Raw genomic sequence first — 18512 nt, 5'->3', positions numbered from 1 at the left:
ACAAACAACAAATAACCAACAACAAACAACAAACAACAAACAACAAACAACAAATTAATTTATTGAGCAAAATAAATTAATTGCTCCTCAATTTTGGCATTAGGGTCTAAGATATTAATTTTTTCGTTTTCTTGGCATAAACGGTCGATAATTCCTTGGACTTGGGACTCACTTGCGGGGCTAAATTGACTGCGGGATTCTTCGATTAACCGCTGACGGGCAATACACTGCTGAGTCATTAATCGATTCAGGATAAATTCTTGGACATTGAGCAAATTATCAGGATCGGCAGCCACGGAATTGACAGAAATTAGGCTTAATTCTTGCAATAATTGGCAATTTGACAAAATATTTGACTCGCGGATCAAGGATTCTAATTCAGCCAGATTAGGGGTGGTATCTCCGACCACTAATTCACCAGCGATCGCATCATTAACTAAACCATGATAGGTGACTAAATAGTGAACCGAATTCAGAGCAGGAATAATATGGATATGCTGGGGCTGGCTAAATAGTTTTTGGTGCAGTTGATAACCTTGGTTAGTGGGATTTCCCACGCTTTCCGAGCGAATTAAATAGAAATTTTGACAGAGATTTTCGGCGATCGCCTCCTGGCAGACCTTCATCAGATTGCAAAATTTCACCATATTCAAATCTTCCGACCAAACCACCCCCACCTGAGTTGATTTACCCGATAATTGATAACTGAGAGAATAACTGGCATAAGTCCGACTTGAAGATAGAAAACGAGGTTGAATTTCCACAGGTTGAATCGCCGCGATCGCCTCAGCCAACATCGTAACTAATTCTGGGGAAGAATATTGACGAATCCGAGAAATGCGATCGACCGTTTGATTAAACTTCCTCAACCAAACCAACTTAAACGCTGCCGTAGTCGCTAAATTTGAGCCATTTTTCTCCACTTGGGCATCAGCTTCATCTGCCAAAGCCTCTAAAGTTGGCACAGTCCAAGGACGAGAGTCTTCAACAATTAACTCAGCCTGCAAAATTTCTAAAGGTTCTGCCCCTGCCTCTGCGTTTTGCCTGGAAACAGCATGGCCATTTTCCATCAAACTAAGTTTATAATCTTGAAATAACTTCCGACCCAACATCAGCGTATTTCGCGGACGAGTTTTTCCTCCGGGAAATTTAATTTCCAGGATATCTCGACTCAGGGGATAAATGGACGAAACAGGCCGAGGATTTGCCTGAAGATAGAGCCGATTTAGGCGACTTTTCCATAAAGTTTCTGCTTCATACAAGTTAATTTTTTTCAATACAATCGAAGCATCAACGCGGTCTTTATCCGTTGGTTGGATGCGATGGGCATTTTGTCGCCAAGTATCGGTAATAATACTAATAATTACCAGAAAATTTTTCAGCTTTTGATTGTGAATTACTGAATTCACGCTGAACAGACTTTGTAAATCAATATGGCCATCACTGAGACGAGCAATATTATCAATTTGGTCAAAACATAGCACAATAGGCTTACTTTCAGCGGCGATGCGGCCAAAATTTGCCAGTATTTTTTGGGCCGCATCTTCCGTATCAATGGAATGTTGAACGTGCAACAATTTCAACTGCTCTTCATCTAAATCATCGCCGCGCAACCACTCACAAGCTAACTCTTTTAATTTGGGATTGGTTAAATCATACAAAACTCCAAAAAATTCATTGGCATTGTAAATTCCCGCTGGGTAAATTGCCCGGAGGTTTTTAATCACCATAAGGCGTTCCCCGCGCAACCAGTCCAGCAAGCCTCGCTGTTTAAAACCCCACAAACCTTTTAGCCATAAAATTAACTGAGAATCTTGTTCTCCGGCGGGAACTTCTAATAAACTATCAACGGTGTAACGTAAAATATGCCGCCAAATATAATCACTTGCCGTAAAGGGTTCAATATAGACAAAAAAGGCTTTTGGGTTCAGCATACGTCTCAGCCGTCCCAACAAATATGTCTTACCAGATCCGGTTTCTCCTTCCAGCATTAACGTCCGAGTGCGATGATCCTGGGAAATCAGATCCAGAGTTTGTCCGATCGCCTTAATTGCCTCTTGATGGATTGACTCCACCACAAATTCAGGATTTTGGTCTTCTTGCCAAAAATTACCCGACCAAAAAGTTTCGGCATCAAATGGATTCGGTTCTTGTTGAATAATTTGATCGATAGTAGTCATTGAACGTTAAAAATAATAAACACAGATAAACTTTCAATAAATAACAAACCGCCCCAAGGCAGACTCATGGAGTTTAATTTGATTTAATTTGAAAATTGGCTTAAAATTGGTTGAAAATTAGCGATCGCCCTCAATTTCAATAAAAAATTAAAAAAATGAAAAATTTCCCACGATTCTGGGTAGACAAAACATAGTTTATCATTGATGCGAGCCACTTTATACCTAGATCGCATCGACGATCGTAAAAATTGAGAAAGGTTAATTAACAGTTAAATGAAAAAAGCACTGATTTGTGGGATATCCGGGCAAGACGGCGCCTATTTAGCCAAATTACTCCTAGAAAAAGGCTATGAAGTCACCGGCACTTCACGGGATGCTCAAATGTCCTCCTTTAGAAATCTTCAACGGTTGGAAATTCGGGAACAGGTGAAATTAACCTCCATGTCCCTCACCGATTTTCGCAGTGTCTTGCAGGTAATCAACAAAATTCAGCCCGATGAAATTTATAATCTTGCCGGTCAGAGTTCCGTGGGCTTATCCTTTGACCAGCCGGTAGAAACCCTGGATAGCATCACCACGGGCACCTTAAATATATTAGAAGCGATTCGCTTTACCGGCGCACCGATCAAACTGTACAACGCTGGATCTAGTGAATGTTTTGGGGATACCAGCGATCGCTCTGCGGACGAAGGCACCCCATTCAGACCCCGCAGCCCTTACGCCGTCGCCAAAGCAGCCGCCTTTTGGGAAGTCGCCAACTACCGGGAAGCTTATGGATTATTTGCCTGTTCCGGCATTTTGTACAACCACGAATCCCCCCTAAGACCGGAAAGATTTGTCACCCAAAAAATTATCGCCGCTGCTTGCCGCATTGCCCAAGGGAGTAAAGAAACCCTGACTTTAGGGAATATGTCCATCAGACGGGACTGGGGCTGGGCGCCGGAATATGTCGAGGCGATGCATTTAATGTTGCAACATGAACAACCCGATGATTATGTAATTGCCACGGGAGAAAGCAATAAATTAGAAGATTTTGTCGCCGAAGCGTTTGCCTGTGTCAACCTCAATTGGCGCGATCATGTCACCAGCGATCGCAGCTTATATCGTCCTACGGACATTGCCGTCGGTCGGGGACACCCCGCCAAAGCCAGAGAAGTCCTTGGTTGGCAAGCGAAATATAAGATGCAGGATGTAGTCAGAATGATGATTGCGGCCAAACAAGCATCTTTATAATTTGTTGTTAGTTGTTAGTTGTTAGTTGTTAGTTGTTTGTTGGTTGTTGGTTGTTAGTTGTTGGTTGGGGAACGGGGAACAGTTATCAGGAGCCACTGCGATCTTGGGGTCTCCCCAAGTCTAGCAAGTGGCGTGGAACGGGGAAAGTGAAAAGTCGTAGGGGCGAATGGCCAAGAGAGAAAAGAGAGGAGAGAAAAGAGAGGAGAGAATATCTTTCCTATGCATCCTCTTTCCTCTTTCCTATGCATCCTCTTTCCTATGCATCCTCTTTCCTCTTTCCTATGCATCCTCTTTCCTATGCATCCTCCCTTTCACTATTCACTATTCACTCTCTCCTGAAGCTCCTGAAGCTCCCCTGCAACACTGTTCTCTGTTGCCTGTTCCCTGTTTCCTGTTTGTTGGTTGTTGGTTATTAGTTATTTGTTATCGTTTAAGCCTAATAACAAACAACCAACAACCAATAAATAACAAATAACTAATAACTAATAATTAATAAAATTACAAAACAAAACTAAAATTTAATATTTAAAGGGTTGCATTTTTGACAGAATAGTAGGGTAGTCAATAAAACTCTGTAATTGTTATTTGTTATTTGCATCAGAAACCGAATAAACAGCAACCAATAACCAATAGCCAACAATACTTGTTGGTTATTGGTTATTTGAATCAGAAACCTAGTAACCAATAACCAATAACTAATAACCAGTAACAAACAACAAGTTTTATTGTTGATTTGGAGATAAGCAAATGGGTATCGCTACGATTAACCCGGCAACTGGAGAAACCATAAAAACCTTTATACCGCTAACGGACGCTGAAGTAGAAGCGAAACTGGTGACGGCAGAAAGGGCTTATAAACAATATCGGCATCTACCCTTTGAGCAAAAAGCCCAATGGATGAATGCAGCGGCGGATATTTTAGAACAGCGCAAATCAGAATTTGCGGCCATGATGACCCTGGAAATGGGCAAAACTTTCAAATCTGCCGTGGCAGAAGTGGAAAAATGTGCCTTAGTTTGCCGTTTTTATGCGGAAAAAGCCCCAGAATTTTTGGCTAATGTGCCGATCGCAACGGATGCCGACCAAAGCTTTGTGGCTTATCACCCCTTGGGAATTATTCTGGCAGTAATGCCGTGGAATTTTCCTTTTTGGCAAGTGTTTCGGTTTCTTGCCCCCGCTTTAATGGCGGGAAATGTGGGGATTTTGAAACACGCTTCTAATGTGCCACAATGCGCCTTAGCCATTCAAGAAATTGTGGAAAAAGCGGGTTTTCCTGAAGGGGTATTTCAAACCTTATTAATTGGGGCCAGTCAAGTAGCCAAAATTGTCGAAGATGACCGGGTGCAAGCAGCGACGTTAACCGGCAGCGAATTTGCCGGGGCATCTTTAGCGGCAAATTGTGGCAAGCAAATTAAGAAAACTGTCCTAGAATTAGGGGGGAGCGATCCGTTTATTGTTCTAGAAAGTGTGGATCTAGAAGTCGCTGCGACCACGGCAGTGACAGCCCGAATGATTAATAATGGCCAATCTTGTATTGCGGCAAAACGCTTTATTGTGGCAGAAGCGATCGCCGATGAATTTGAGCAACGCATGGCCGAAAAAATTAAAGCCTTGCAAGTAGGCGACCCAATGGATCCACAAACAGACATTGGGCCGCTGGCTACTCCAGATATTTTACAAGAAATCGATGACCTGGTTAAAGCTTGCGTCTCTCAAGGCGCCCGGGTTGTAGCCGGAGGTCAGCGTTTAAGCGATCTCCCCGGTAACTTTTATGCCCCGACTTTACTAGCGGACTTACCCCCCGGTTGCCCTGGATATACGGAAGAATTTTTTGGCCCAGTGGCATTGTTATTCCGGGTCAAAGGAATTGATGAAGCGATCGCCCTTGCCAACAGCACTTGTTTTGGCTTAGGGGCAAGTGCTTGGACGAATAATGCGGCAGAACGCGATCGCTTCATCAAAGAACTGGAAGCTGGTGCAGTCTTTATCAATGGCTTAGTCAAATCCGACCCTCGCTTGCCCTTTGGAGGGATCAAGCGTTCTGGGTACGGACGAGAACTCAGCATTCAAGGCATTCACGAATTTGTGAATGTCAAAACCGTTTGGATCAAATAAAGAAACCGGGTTTCTAGTAGGGGCGAATGCGAGAACGCCCCTACTAGGTTGACTGACAAAGATAGCTTAAAGAAACCCGAATAAAGAAACCGGGTTTCTATGAACACTTCGGTTGAGTGACAAAGATAGTTTAAAGAAACCCGAATTAAAGAAACCGGGTTTCTATGAACACTTCGGCTGAGTCACAAAGATAGTTTAAAGAAACCCGGTTTCTACAATCAAGCAAAATCGTGAGGTAAACCACAATGGGTGAAATGAACACAGCAGAACTTTTGGTGCGCTGTTTAGAAAACGAAGGCGTTGAATATATATTTGGACTACCCGGAGAAGAAAATCTAGCAGTCCTCCAAGCCCTGAAAAATTCTTCGATTCAATTTATTACCACGAGACACGAACAAGGCGCCGCTTTCATGGCGGACGTTTACGGACGACTCACCGGCAAAGCCGGAGTTTGTCTCTCCACCCTCGGCCCCGGTGCCACCAATTTAATGACTGGGGTCGCCGACGCCAACCTGGATGGTGCCCCGTTAGTTGCCATCACCGGACAAGTGGGCACCGACCGGATGCATATTGAATCCCACCAATACTTAGACTTGGTGGCCATGTTTGAGCCCGTCACCAAATGGAATGCTCAAATTGTCCGCCCCAGCATTACCCCAGAACTGGTGCGGCGGGCGTTTAAGCGCTCCCAAACGGAAAAACCCGGGGCTGTCCATATTGATGTGCCGGAAAATATTGCTGCCATGCCAGTGGTTGGGCAACCTCTGACTAAAGACAAACAAGAAAAAAGTTATGCCTCTTACCAAAGCCTCAACGAAGCAGCAGCATTAATTTCCCGCGCCGAAAATCCTTTAATTTTAGTGGGCAATGGGGCAATTCGCGCTCATGCTTCCGCTGCGCTGACGGAATTTGCCACTCGCTTGCAAATCCCTGTCACCAATACTTTTATGGGCAAAGGGGTGATTCCTTACACTCATCCCCTGGCATTATGGACGACGGGACTACAACAGCGCGATTTAATTACCTGTGCTTTTGAACAAACCGATCTAATTATTTCCGTCGGTTATGACCTGATTGAATATTCGCCGAAAAAGTGGAATCCCCAAGGCAGTATTCCGATTATCCATATTGGGGCAGATCATGCGGAAATTGACAGCAGCTACATTCCTCAAGTGGAAGTGGTGGGAGATATTTCTGATTCCCTGTTAGAAATTTTGCGGCGGTCCGATCGCCAAGGCAAAGCCGCCCCTTATGGTTGCCAACTTCGCAATGATATTCGCGCCGACTATGAGCAATATGCCCATGATGAAGCCTATCCGGTCAAACCGCAAAAACTGGTCTATGATATGCGCCAGGTGATGGGGCCGGAAGATATTCTCATTTCTGATGTAGGGGCGCACAAAATGTGGATTGCCCGCCATTACCACTGCGATCGCCCCAACACTTGCTTAATTTCTAACGGGTTTGCGGCAATGGGCATTGCCATTCCTGGGGCGATCGCGGCCAAACTCGTCTATCCTGACCGCAAAGTCATCGCCGCAACCGGGGACGGTGGCTTTATGATGAATTGCCAAGAATTAGAAACCGCCTTACGGGTGGGGACTGCCTTCGTCACCATTATTTTCCATGATGGCGGCTACGGCTTGATTGAGTGGAAACAACACAATCAATTTGACGAATCCAACTTTATTAAATTTGGCAACCCTGATTTTGTCAAATTTGCCGAAAGCATGGGACTCAAAGGCTACCGCGTGGAAAACACCCTAGATTTAGTGCCCATTCTCAAAGAAGCATTAGAACAAGATGTCCCTGCGGTGATTGACTGTCCCGTAGACTACCGGGAAAACCTCCGCTTTAGCAAAAAAGCCGGTGGCTTAACTTGTCATATTTAGTTAATTGTTGATGGTTGATGGTTGGTGGTTGTTTGTTGTTTGTTGTTTGTTGTTTGTTGTTTGTTGTTTGTTGTTTGTTGTTTGTTCGTTGTTTGTCAACCATCAACCATCAACTATCAACCATCAACCATCAACCATCAACTATCAACCATCAACTATCAACCATCAAAATTAATGAAAATTGCCACTTGGAACGTTAACTCAATTCGTTCTCGTCAAGAACATCTCACTAACTGGTTGCAAAAAAATCCCGTTGACGTGATTTGTTTGCAGGAAACCAAAGTGATTGACTCTGATTTTCCGCGATCGCCCTTCGAGGAACTGGCCTATCATCTTTATATTTCCGGGCAAAAATCTTACAACGGGGTCGCGATTTTTAGCAAAATTCCTCTCCAGAATGTCAGCGTCGGTTTTGCCCATAGAAACCCGGTTTCTTCAAGCAACCGTGTTTCTCAAGTTTCTGAGGTTTCTTCAAGCAACCGGGTTTCTGAATTAGATGAGCAAAAAAGAGCGATCGCTGGCATATTTGAAGACATTTTGATTCTCAATCTTTATGTCCCCAATGGCAGTGAGGTTGGCAGTGAAAAATATGAATATAAACTGCAATGGTTAAAGGTACTGCGCGAGTACCTGGAAGTAGCCCTGAAAACAACTCCTAATATCTGTATTTGCGGTGATTTTAATATTGCCTTAGAAAGTCGAGATATTTATCGCCAAACTAAAGATACAGAGATTATGGCATCCCCACAAGAACGCCAGAGTTTACAAGCAATTCTCGATCTCGGTTTTACCGACGCCTTCCGCAAATTTAACCCTGATGCTGGACATTATACTTGGTGGGATTATCGTCGCGGCGGCTTTCCCCAAAATCGCGGTTGGCGGATTGACCATTTTTATCTCACCGAAAATTTAAGCGATCGCGCCCAAAGCTGTATAATCGATAAAGAACCCAGAACCTGGGAAAAGCCCAGCGACCACACCCCAGTTATCCTAGAACTCTAAATTTTTTCAGACTTACGGTTTCTGTCTAATTTAGACCTATCGATCGCTGTTGATGCGCCCTACCATCGCAATTCTGAATATTCTCAATGATTTGCGAAAAAATGTCGGGGTTTGGTCTAAAAATCCTATTCTCTAGGTTTGCAGACCAAACCACCTGCTGAATTAAAATTGCATCAAATCACCGGATTATCGGTTTGAGCCTCAATAATTTCGGTTAATTATTTATCGCTTAACAGGGAAAATGAAATGCATTAATAAATATTTAAAAAATCTAAAAAATAAATTTATTTATATTTTAATCTCTCTTATAATAACTTTTCAAATTACTCAATATCAGCAGGTTGCTTACTCATTTCCTAGCCATAACTTCAATACCGGGCAAAAACAGGCCGCCCCAACCGATATAAAAAAATCGGTAGTCGCTGAAATCAATCCTGCCGAATTATTAACCAGAGGCAAGAGATTATATGAAGGTGGACAGTATCGAGAAGCGATCGCCACTTTGCAGTCAGCCGCCGAAATTTATCAACGCGATCGCGATTTTCTTGGTCAAGCATTAATCGGCATCTATCTGGCCAATATTTATCAAGAATTAGGCCATTGGGAAGACGCACAACAGGCAATATTTACCAGCGGCAACCTCTTGAATAACCTGGAGCAAACGACTAATAAAAAGCTAAAAGTTGAAGCACTATTATTAAATACTTGGGGACATATCCAGTTCGATCGAGGGCAAAATGCTGCTGCGTTAGAAACTTGGCAAGAAGGGGAAAAAATCTATAGTCAAATCAGTGACATAGAAGGAATTTTAGGCAGTAAAATTAACCAAGCTGAGGCTTTACAACAGTTGGGAATGTATCGGCGATCGCAGCAAACTTTAACCCAGATCGAGGAAACATTGGCACAGATGCCAGCATCGCCAATTAAAGCCCTAGGCTTACGCAGTTTTGGTATTTCTTTATATATTATGGGTTCCTGGGAGCGATCGCAACAAGCATTAGAAACCAGTTTAGCCATATCCCAACAACTTAACCGCCATCAGTTTCGCAACGCCGATGAAATCAGTGCTACATTAATTGCTTTAGGCAACACCTCCAGAGCCTTAAAACAGCCAGAAGTTGCCCAAAAATATTATCAACAAGCTGCCACCATCGCCACTACCACAATCGGTAAATTAGAAGTCCAAATCAATCAACTCAGCTTATTCATTGAAACCGAAAAACTGCCAGAAGCGATCGCTTTACTTCCCCACATAGAATCGCTTCTGAGCAGCTTACCGTTGAGTCGCTTCTCAATTTACGCCCAAGTAAACTTTGCCAGTAAATTAATCAAAATAATTCAAATTAAAGCAAAACATTATCAAGTATCTCAAGCAAATATCAACAACCAAAACCAACTAATTAACCTGAAAGAAATTGCCTTAATTTTGGCGCAAGCGGTGCAAGGGGCGAGAAACCTGGAAGATATCCGAGCCGAATCTTATGCTTTGAAGCAATTAGGATCGGTTTACGAACAAGCAGCCCAATGGACAGATGCCAGTCAAATGACTGAGCAAGCAATTATTCAAGCCGAAAAAATTCAAGCACAGGATATTATCGCCCTGGCTCAATGGCAACTAGGCAGAATTCACAAACAACAAGGAAATATCCCAGAAGCGATCGCTGCTTATACCTCAGCATTTCAAACCCTAAAATCTCTCCGCAAAGAACTGGTGGCAGCGGGTTCTGAACTGCAATTTTCCTTTCAAGATACCGTCGAACCCATCTATCGAGAACTGGTCGCATTGCTATTAACAAATACTAACTATACTGCAACTCACCCACGGAGGTTAGATGCGCTTAATTACCCAGAAAATATCAGCACACATCCCGCAAAAAATCTCCAACAAGCCAGAGAAATAATCGAAGCACTAAACCTCGCAGAACTGGATAACTTTTTTCGGAATAGCTGTGTAGAAGTATTTCCCGAACAAATCGATCAAGTCGATCCCAGCGCTGCGGTCATTTATCCGATTATTTTACCCGATCGCTTAGGGGTAATTCTTTCCTTGCCCGGTCAACGGTTCAGTTACTACGAAACCCATATACCAGCCCATCAAGTAGAAAATATACTGAAACACTGGCTAAAATCCCTCAATCCAGCCTATGACAACGTGGAGCGACTGCGGATTTCTCAACAAATATATAACTGGTTAATTCAACCTGCTGCTGCGGACTTAGCCACCAATGACATCAAAACTTTAGTTTTTGTCCTGGATGGTTTCCTGCGGAATTTGCCTATGGCTGCTCTTTATGATGGTCAACAGTATTTAATCGAAAAATATACCATTGCTGTCGCCCCCGGTTTGCAATTACTCTCCCCGCGATCGCTCCGACAAACAAAACTCCAGGTCTTATCCGGTGGACTCAGCAAACCTCGTCAGAATTTCGCCGCCCTACCAGGAGTCGAATTAGAAATAGAGCAAATTGCCGCAAACGTGGACGGGGAAATCATCTTGAATCAAAACTTTACCAAAGTTAACTTGAAATCCAGAATAAATAGATCGCACTTCCCGATAGTGCATTTAGCCACTCATGGTCAATTTAGTTCCAACCCAGAACAAACCTTTCTCCTCACCTGGGATGGTAAAATTAATGTCCAAGAATTAGATGAATTACTCAGACCCACCTCAGATCGTCAGGATTCTCAAATTGAATTATTAGTCTTGAGTGCTTGTCAAACCGCTTTGGGTGACAACCGAGCGGCTTTAGGTTTAGCCGGGGTTGCCGTGCGCTCTGGCGCCCGCAGTACCTTAGCCACCCTGTGGTCAGTGTCAGACGAATCAACGGTAGAGTTAATGAGTGAATTTTACCGGGCGATCGCCACCTCAAAAGTCAGCAAAGCCGAAGCATTGCGTCAAGCCCAAATTGCGGTCTTAAAAAATAGTCAATTTCAACACCCTTTTTTCTGGGCACCGTTTGTCCTCATCGGTAATTGGTTGTGATATTGCTGGTGATATTGGTTGTGATATTGCTTGTGATATTGCTTGTGATAAAATAAGACATACCTGATGACAAATTCCCGCATCCCTACTCTATCATCCATTCTGATTAGTTCAACCCTGACAGATCATCTGCATATCCGATTAGTTCAACCCTGACAGATCATCTGCATATCTGATAATCGGTTAATCCGTATATCTCATCGCAGCGGCGCGATCGCCTTCGCCCGCTATTTAGCCCTCGGCGATTTCCCCGCAATTCCACATTCAATTTACCGGGTTTTTGATATTTCTCAAAATAAGTCTAACCCGATAAATAGTTAATCAGTCGATTTTTTAAAAAACATTATCAATTAGATAGTTTTCTAGCCAGGATAAACCCATCCAATTATTTGACAAAAACCAGCTTAAATAAAAAAAAACAAAAAAAAACGGAGTTTAAAAAATGAGTAAATCAACGAAAAAATATTTATTTTTATCTTTGAGTTACCTAGGAGCATCCCTCAATTTTTTGCTTATAATTAATCAGGGATTAACTCAGGCTAACCCAGCCTCATTCTCCAGCCAAGAGCAGGCATTGACATTAATAAAACCATTACCAAGAGTGACTTTTGAACCCCCTGATGAAGACCAACCTTCAGATACAGTAGGTGGGGCATCTCGTGACGGAGGATCTTTGTGCTTATCGGATAATGTGGCTGAACAAAACCAAAATTTATTGATAAACTTTTTGCCTCTGATACCCCACAATAATCATGGGTTAACGATTGCTGAACGGCCTACTTTTTATGCGAATGTTCCCGAAACCAATGCACAAAGAGTATTTTTTAGCCTGATAGATCAAGACAATCAGACCCTTTATCAAAACGAGTTTTCTATCCCTCAAACAGGGGGAATTATTAGCTTTTCGCTGCCCGAAAGTGCCCCTTCTCTGGAAATCGGTAAAAATTATCAATGGTCAATGGTACTGATGTGTAATCAAACCATGAGACCGGACAGCCCTCGGATTACTTCCTGGGTAAAACGAGTAGAACCTTTGCCCATGACTGTGAACCAACCACAGAATCAAACTGGCATCGAATTGGCGGCATTTTATGCCAAAAATGGCATCTGGTATGACTCTTTAAATATTCTAGGGAATCTATGGCGGAAATCGCCGCAAAATTTCAGCCAGTATGCCAATCAGTGGGCAAATTTTTTAAGTCAAGATTCAGTGGGGTTAGAGGCGATCGCCAATCAACCACTGCTGACACAACCATTGATTGCCGAAACAGAATAAACCCGTAATACTTTGAAGTCAAGATCCAGCCCGATCGATGACTTATTGTGCATCGAGGTTAGATGCGGGAATCACTTCTAAATAAGCGATCGCTGCATCTAACCTCGTCGGATATTTTTCTGCAAACTGTTCAAACCAGAATCCTTCATCGGACAAAGGATCTAAACTCTTTAACCACTCCTCTGCTTCCCCCCTTAATTGTGCCTGTTTTTCCTTTCTAATTTGTTCTTGTTTCAGGGCTTCTTGTTTCAACTCTTCCGCTCGTTTTTCCACCTCAAAGCGATCGGCTTGGTCAAATTCAGATTTCACCTGACCCAACAAATTATCTAATCCTCGATCTGAAGTAAAAGATGTTGTGGCTTTGGGCAAACTCTGAGTTGGTTTCCCCATTGGTTTCTCGATTGGTTTCTCGCTTGGTTTTTCGATTGGTTTTTCGATTGGTTTTTCTAATAGATTTTGCAGATTTTGCAGATTTTGTGGCCGATTAGATGTCTTGGTTTCTTGGTATTCTGCCTGCACCTCAGCCAAAAGTTTATCAATAGGATCCATAGAAATCACTCTAAAACAACTTGCCGTTTACCATATTTTAACCGATGTGTTTTCTCCTCTGCGGGTTCAACGATAAACCCGTCTTCCCCCTGGAGAGAAAACGGGCTGTAGTCAGGAACTAACAGATTATTAGTTAAAGCGGCAGTTTAATCAGCGATCGCACTCAGCAACATCTCAGCCAGAGTCATATTCTCCATATCATCAATCGTCACCGTATCCACAATGTCAAACTTGGCGCCAATTCCTTGGAGATCATCATCCAAAGCTTTCAGAAATCGGGTGGCTTGGGCATCATTGCCGACCTGAATCATAGAAATCGCCAATTCTTCATCCCGATCGAGTTTCCGAGACGCTTCAACAATCACCCGGATCACCGCCTTCCGGTCATCCGGTTCCCCATCAGTCACCACTAAAATGGTTTCACCTTCCGGTTTAGTTTGGCCTTGGGCTTTGCGGTGAAAGTAATTATTCACCGCATCTTGCAGCACTCCAGCGAGATCCGTGCGACCCATTGGCTCATTTTCCATAAAAATCTGAGCCACGGCACTCGAAGTCACATTGTCATATCTGGTAAAGCGACCAGAAAACAAATACAGCGTAATCCCATCGGGATCAAACTGTTCACATTTTCTCGCCACCGCCACAGTAGACTCTTGGGCTTCTTCCCACCGAGTCCGACCACCCCGTTGATCGGGAATCGACATACTGCCGCTTTTATCAATAATCAGGGTATAGTCACGATTTTGCAAAATACTTGCCTCCATGTTAGATCAATTCTCCTAGTCAATAATGGCATTGAGCAAGACCTCTGCCAGAGTCATATCTTCCATATCATCAATTGTCACCGTATCCACAATGTCAAACTTTGCCCCAACACTTTGGAGTTCATCATCCAAAGCTTTGAGAAATCGCTGGGCTTGTGGATCTTTGCCAACCTGAATAAAAGACATCGTTAGTTCATCATCTCGATCAATCTTTCGAGATGCCTTAATAATCACTTCCATCACCGCTTTGCGATCGTCAGGCTCCCCGTCTGTGATCACCAAGATCGTTTCCCCATGAGCTTTAGCTTCACCGGCTGCTTTCCGAGCAAAATAGTTATCCACCGCATCTTGCAGAACTGCCGCGAGATCCGTAGATCCCATCGGGTCATTTTCTTGGAAAACTTGAGTCACTTTACTCGCCGTCACATTGTCATACCGCTTAAAGCGTCTGGCAAAGACATAAACCGTAATCCCATCGGGATCGAACTCTTCACATTTCGCCGCCAATGCCAAAGTAGACTCCTGAGCCTCTTGCCATCGACTTCTGCCACCCGGTTGATCCTGGATCGACATACTCCCGCTTTTGTCAATAATCAGGGTGTAGTCACGGTTTTGCAAAATTCCTGGGTCTGTCATAATCCTTTTGTTGATTTTTGATCAAATTCAATGAGAGATAGGGAGAGATAGCAGATAAGTCAATGCTTCTCTTCTATTTTATTTCGTATTCTTTAGTATGTTACGGCTCGGATGCTAGGGTTGATGGTTGCTCAATGAACAGAATCATCAATCTCCCGTGCCTTTAGTCCTAACACGAAAAAAGGGAGTGCGATCGCACTCCCTGTGGGTTTCTCCCTTTCGTTTTTTCTTAATTAAACCCTAGCAGTATGTCAGAGTTTCTAGACTTAAGCGCACCACTCTAAGCGGTGGGAATTAACATATCTTTGAGCGGAGTCCAACGGAAAGAGCGATCGCCACCCATTTCCACCACCAGTTTCACACGGGGTTCCAGACTCGGTAAAACCGTCAGGTATTCAATCTCTTGACTAGACAGAACATAACCTTCCAGAATCCATAGCACCAAACCTTTGGATTTAGGTGGCAGTTTTTCCAAGTGATAATTCAAAATCGGCGGAATAAAATAAGTGCGGATATCTTTTTTGCCCAAATGAGGGGGACGAACCCCGTGAACTCCAGTTAAGTACATCGACAAATCGCCAAGTCCTCGAGCCGAAAGAGATAAACTCGTATAACCCGCTGCTCTCAGCCGCCGGATATATCGACCTTCAAATCCTCCTTCTAAAGGCGCATACACTGCCACGGATCCCATTTTTTCCAGATCCCGAATCAGTGGCTTGCCAGTTGTAATCAGTGCCATAAATGTTAAGTTCTACCCGATCTGTTTTATTGTGATAGTTTTCGCTTGCCGACTCACTCACCAACGGTGATCTGCTAATCTGCTCATATCTTCCCCCAGATGGAGACAAGAAATTCATCAATCACCGCCGGACTGAGTAAGACAACCAAAATCTTCAAAAAGTATAACTGGTCGGCTGTCTCCGAGTCTTTTTAAATATCTACTAATTAAGTCAGGACTTACGCAACGCCTCTGTAGGGTGCCGTTCCGAGGCGGTGACACATCAATACAATTTAGGGGCGGTTCGCTTTCCCGCTTCTACTGCCGATCTTCCTGTAAGCGATCAATGATGTGTAAAAAACAGCACTGACCAAGCGGGCATCACCCCACCCTCTATATCTGGCTGGATATCTGGGAGTATCTGGCTGGATATCTGGGAGTATCTGGGAGTATCTGGGAGTATCTGGGAGAACAAACTCATCCATTGCCTCTCCTAGATATAGACCAGATATAGAGCAGATATAGAGGCTAAGGGGTTATGCTCGAATAAAATAGTTATTTTAAATGTTTATTTTTTTAAACCTGCCAATAGCAGAATAGACCCTCTATCCTCGGGTTTCAGTATTTTATCACCAAAAAGCCCGAGTTTTGCCCTGTTTTTACCTGCTGCATCAAATCCATAGCCCATTACCCATTATGACTCGTTTTGCATATTTTCTACCCTGCTCAAATAAAAAAAAATAATTACACATTTAAATTATATAAAAATTTGCAAATTAAGATCGGAAATGTCAAAAAAATCTCTTGATAGACTAGACAAATGCCTAAAAATTATATATATTGTTAAATTGTGGCTCAAATTAAGCGATCGCCATTCAGGAATTAAGGAAACTCACTAGCTAAAAGCGCTATCAGCTAATTTTAGCGAACAACAGCCTAAGTGAATCCAAAGCAATGAATCGGCGATTAATTACAGAGTCACCACCGGAGCTTATGGGCGATATCGTCCGCCAATCAAATCGCCAAAGTTAACGGCATCCATTTATCTAGGAGCGAAAGTCAGAGCCAATCAGCGCTCGTCATCCTAGCTAAAAAACCTTAACCAACGCTTTCAGATTGGCCGTACAAGGATACTGAGCAGATTACTACTCAAGTCCTGGCCAGAACCAAGCAAGGTTAGAGCAATCGCTCGACCAAAGAATAGTTTCTATTCTTCTTCTAGATATATTGCATAAATTCTACAAAGCCGTCTCAGGTCGATGACCAAGAGACTAACTTTGCCGCCCAAAAGCGGAGAACTTGCTTGTGTATTCTGTGGATCTTGCTTGAAAAGCTCCATATTGTAGTGCAGATAAAGGGGAGACCAGAAAGCCGTGTCTGTCGGTATTCTCGGCACAAAACTCGGCATGACCCAAGTATTTGACGAAGAAGGGAAAGCAATTCCCGTCACTGTCATCCAAGCAGGGCCATGCGTCGTTACACAAATTAAAACACCAAAAACTGATGGCTACAGTGCCATTCAGTTGGGCTATGGTGAAGTCAAAGACAAAACCCGTCAGCTAAACACCAAAACGCCTAAAACCGTCAATAAATATTTGACAAATCCTGAGCAGGGGCATCTGCGGAAAGCAGGAGCGCCGCTACTGCGTCACTTGCGTGAATATCGCCTAGAAGACACAGCAAATTATGAGCTAGGTCAGGAAATTGGGGTCGATATTTTTGAATCCGGACAAATCATCGATGTGACATCGAACAGCATTGGTCGGGGTTTCGCCGGAAACCAAAAACGGAATAACTTTGGCCGCGGACCAATGTCTCATGGCTCAAAAAATCATCGCCAGCCCGGTTCAATTGGTGCTGGGACAACCCCTGGGCGGGTCTATCCTGGGAAAAGAATGGCGGGGCGTCTTGGTGGTAAACAAGTCACAACCAGAAAGCTGACAGTGGTGCGACTGGATAAAGAACGCAACCTAATTCTCGTGAAAGGGTCAGTGCCCGGTAAACCTGGTGCATTGGTAAATATTCGCCCGACCAAAATCGTGGGCAAATAAATTAAGCCCAAATTGTTGTTGGTTGCGTTGTCGGTGATGAGCGTCTTGTTGTTTTGCAACCATAATGACCATTTCACCAATCAACAATCAACAATCGACAAACAGGCATATTTTGGACATCTGAAATGGTTAACTGTGTCGTAAAAAATTGGCAAGGGGAAGAAGTTGGACAAGCGACTTTAGAATTAAAAGTCGCCGTAGAAGAAAATGCTTCTCATATTGTCCACAAGGCTCTCAGACGGATTATGTGTAATGGTCGTCAGGGAACAGCCGCCAGTAAAACCCGAGCTGAAGTCCGAGGCGGGGGCAGAAAACCCTGGAGACAAAAAGGAACAGGGCGAGCTCGTGCCGGTTCAATTCGATCGCCTCTCTGGAGAGGTGGCGGTGTGATCTTTGGGCCGCAACCCAGAGATTATGGCATCAAAATGAACCGCAAAGAACGTCGGTTAGCATTGAGAACCGCGTTTCAGAGTCGTTACGAAGACTTAATTGTAGTAGAAAGTTTTGCGGAAAATCTGCCACGGCCTAAAACCAAAGAACTAATGAGTGCTTTGAATCGCTGGGGCATCGAATCTAACGCAAAAGTGCTATTAGTTTTAGCAGAACCTGCAGAAAACATTTATTTGTCCGCTCGTAATGTACCTTCCTTGAAGATGATTCCGGCAGATAGTCTGAATGTTTATGATGTGCTAGAAGCGGACAAAATTGTAACGACCGCAGCGGCGATTGCTAAAATTCAGGAGGTTTACAGTGACTAAATATCATGCTCGCGACATCATAGATTTAGTCATTCGCCCGATCCTGACTGAAAAGGCGACTATGCTAATGGAACAAAACAAATACACATTTGATGTTGTTTCTAAAGCCAAAAAGCCAGAAATTCAAGCAGCGATCGAACAAATCTTTGACGTCAAAGTTCAGAGTGTTAACACCCATCAACCGCCGCGTAAACAACGCAGAGTTGGTAAATTTGTCGGCTATCGGTCGCAATATAAGAGAGCAATTGTGACATTGGCAGAAGGCTATTCTTTACAGAATATCTTCTTCCCGGAAGTCTAATCAGTTTTCCGAGGCGATCGCCTCAAAAGCGATCGACATTTTAGAGACATCCAT

The 18512-nt window shown here is 43.5% G+C and carries 14 protein-coding genes; 9 read left to right on the top strand and 5 right to left on the bottom strand.

All coding sequences use genetic code 11. The features are described from left to right. Positions 1-59: 59 nt before the first annotated feature. Positions 60-2180: a P-loop NTPase fold protein gene (locus ABWT76_RS19220; RefSeq protein ID WP_054469405.1), complete on the bottom strand. Its 2121-nt coding sequence runs from the start codon at positions 2178-2180 to the stop codon at positions 60-62. A 273-nt stretch (positions 2181-2453) separates the two neighbouring features. On the opposite strand from ABWT76_RS19220, the gene ABWT76_RS19215 reads away from it, so the two are divergent. From ABWT76_RS19215 to ABWT76_RS19190, 6 genes are all read left to right on the top strand, one after another. Further along, positions 2454-3413 carry a GDP-mannose 4,6-dehydratase gene (locus tag ABWT76_RS19215; protein WP_054469406.1) on the top strand — a complete coding sequence of 320 codons (960 nt, stop codon included), beginning with the start codon at positions 2454-2456 and terminating at the stop codon, positions 3411-3413. A gap of 747 nt (positions 3414-4160) precedes the next feature. After that, the gene (locus ABWT76_RS19210) at positions 4161-5528 is read left to right on the top strand and encodes an NAD-dependent succinate-semialdehyde dehydrogenase (protein WP_054469407.1); all 1368 of its coding nucleotides are present in this window, start codon (positions 4161-4163) and stop codon (positions 5526-5528) included. 254 nt (positions 5529-5782) lie between these two features. Beyond that, positions 5783-7420 carry an acetolactate synthase large subunit gene (locus tag ABWT76_RS19205; RefSeq protein WP_054469443.1) on the top strand — a complete coding sequence of 546 codons (1638 nt, stop codon included), beginning with the start codon at positions 5783-5785 and terminating at the stop codon, positions 7418-7420. Between the two features lie 174 nt (positions 7421-7594). After that, entirely contained in the window at positions 7595-8422 is an 828-nt protein-coding gene (gene xth, locus ABWT76_RS19200; RefSeq protein WP_190879914.1) for an exodeoxyribonuclease III, read from the top strand. Between the two features lie 241 nt (positions 8423-8663). Continuing rightward, positions 8664-11405, top strand: a complete 2742-nt coding sequence (locus ABWT76_RS19195) for a CHAT domain-containing protein (RefSeq protein ID WP_354634803.1) — start codon at positions 8664-8666, stop codon at positions 11403-11405. Between the two features lie 442 nt (positions 11406-11847). Then, on the top strand, positions 11848-12681 hold the full coding sequence (locus ABWT76_RS19190; RefSeq protein WP_054469410.1) for a DUF928 domain-containing protein: 834 nt from the start codon (positions 11848-11850) through the stop codon (positions 12679-12681). Positions 12682-12723: 42 nt separating this feature from the next. Here the strand turns inward: ABWT76_RS19190 and ABWT76_RS19185 are convergent, their stop codons facing one another. The 4 genes from ABWT76_RS19185 to ndhN all read right to left on the bottom strand — a co-directional run bounded on the left by ABWT76_RS19185 (position 12724) and on the right by ndhN (position 15369). Next, the gene (locus tag ABWT76_RS19185; RefSeq protein WP_054469411.1) at positions 12724-13230 is read right to left on the bottom strand and encodes a salt stress protein, Slr1339 family; all 507 of its coding nucleotides are present in this window, start codon (positions 13228-13230) and stop codon (positions 12724-12726) included. A 146-nt stretch (positions 13231-13376) separates the two neighbouring features. After that, the gene (locus ABWT76_RS19180) at positions 13377-13982 is read right to left on the bottom strand and encodes a VWA domain-containing protein (protein WP_354636425.1); all 606 of its coding nucleotides are present in this window, start codon (positions 13980-13982) and stop codon (positions 13377-13379) included. Positions 13983-14009: 27 nt separating this feature from the next. After that, entirely contained in the window at positions 14010-14615 is a 606-nt protein-coding gene (locus ABWT76_RS19175) for a VWA domain-containing protein (RefSeq protein ID WP_054469445.1), read from the bottom strand. A gap of 295 nt (positions 14616-14910) precedes the next feature. Further along, entirely contained in the window at positions 14911-15369 is a 459-nt protein-coding gene (gene ndhN, locus ABWT76_RS19170) for an NAD(P)H-quinone oxidoreductase subunit N (protein WP_054469412.1), read from the bottom strand. A gap of 1352 nt (positions 15370-16721) precedes the next feature. Here ndhN and rplC point away from each other — a divergent pair. The 3 genes from rplC (at position 16722) to ABWT76_RS19155 (ending at position 18458) form a co-directional block, all read left to right on the top strand. Next, the gene (gene rplC / locus ABWT76_RS19165; RefSeq protein WP_054469413.1) at positions 16722-17399 is read left to right on the top strand and encodes a 50S ribosomal protein L3; all 678 of its coding nucleotides are present in this window, start codon (positions 16722-16724) and stop codon (positions 17397-17399) included. Positions 17400-17524: 125 nt separating this feature from the next. Then, positions 17525-18157, top strand: coding sequence for a 50S ribosomal protein L4 (gene rplD / locus ABWT76_RS19160; RefSeq protein WP_054469414.1), 633 nt, complete (start codon positions 17525-17527; stop codon positions 18155-18157). After that, positions 18150-18458 carry a 50S ribosomal protein L23 gene (locus ABWT76_RS19155; protein ID WP_054469415.1) on the top strand — a complete coding sequence of 103 codons (309 nt, stop codon included), beginning with the start codon at positions 18150-18152 and terminating at the stop codon, positions 18456-18458. Before rplD ends, ABWT76_RS19155 begins: the two co-directional genes overlap by 8 nt. Positions 18459-18512 lie beyond the last annotated feature (54 nt).

Origin of the sequence: Planktothricoides raciborskii GIHE-MW2 (assembly GCF_040564635.1) — a bacterium.
GTDB lineage: Bacteria > Cyanobacteriota > Cyanobacteriia > Cyanobacteriales > Laspinemataceae > Planktothricoides > Planktothricoides raciborskii.
This window is presented reverse-complemented; position numbering and strand designations above follow the sequence as displayed.

Bases quoted from the DNA above. Each gene is read 5' to 3' on its own strand.
- ABWT76_RS19220 (WP_054469405.1), bottom strand. From the start codon at position 2,180: ATGACTACTATCGATCAAATTATTCAACAAGAACCGAATCCATTTGAT.
- ABWT76_RS19205 (WP_054469443.1), top strand. From the start codon at position 5,783: ATGAACACAGCAGAACTTTTGGTGCGCTGTTTAGAAAACGAAGGCGTT.
- ABWT76_RS19185 (WP_054469411.1), bottom strand. From the start codon at position 13,230: ATGGATCCTATTGATAAACTTTTGGCTGAGGTGCAGGCAGAATACCAA.
- ndhN (WP_054469412.1), bottom strand. From the start codon at position 15,369: ATGGCACTGATTACAACTGGCAAGCCACTGATTCGGGATCTGGAAAAA.
- ABWT76_RS19215 (WP_054469406.1), top strand. From the start codon at position 2,454: ATGAAAAAAGCACTGATTTGTGGGATATCCGGGCAAGACGGCGCCTAT.
- ABWT76_RS19210 (WP_054469407.1), top strand. From the start codon at position 4,161: ATGGGTATCGCTACGATTAACCCGGCAACTGGAGAAACCATAAAAACC.
- ABWT76_RS19195 (WP_354634803.1), top strand. From the start codon at position 8,664: ATGAAATGCATTAATAAATATTTAAAAAATCTAAAAAATAAATTTATT.
- ABWT76_RS19190 (WP_054469410.1), top strand. From the start codon at position 11,848: ATGAGTAAATCAACGAAAAAATATTTATTTTTATCTTTGAGTTACCTA.
- rplD (WP_054469414.1), top strand. From the start codon at position 17,525: ATGGTTAACTGTGTCGTAAAAAATTGGCAAGGGGAAGAAGTTGGACAA.
- xth (WP_190879914.1), top strand. From the start codon at position 7,595: ATGAAAATTGCCACTTGGAACGTTAACTCAATTCGTTCTCGTCAAGAA.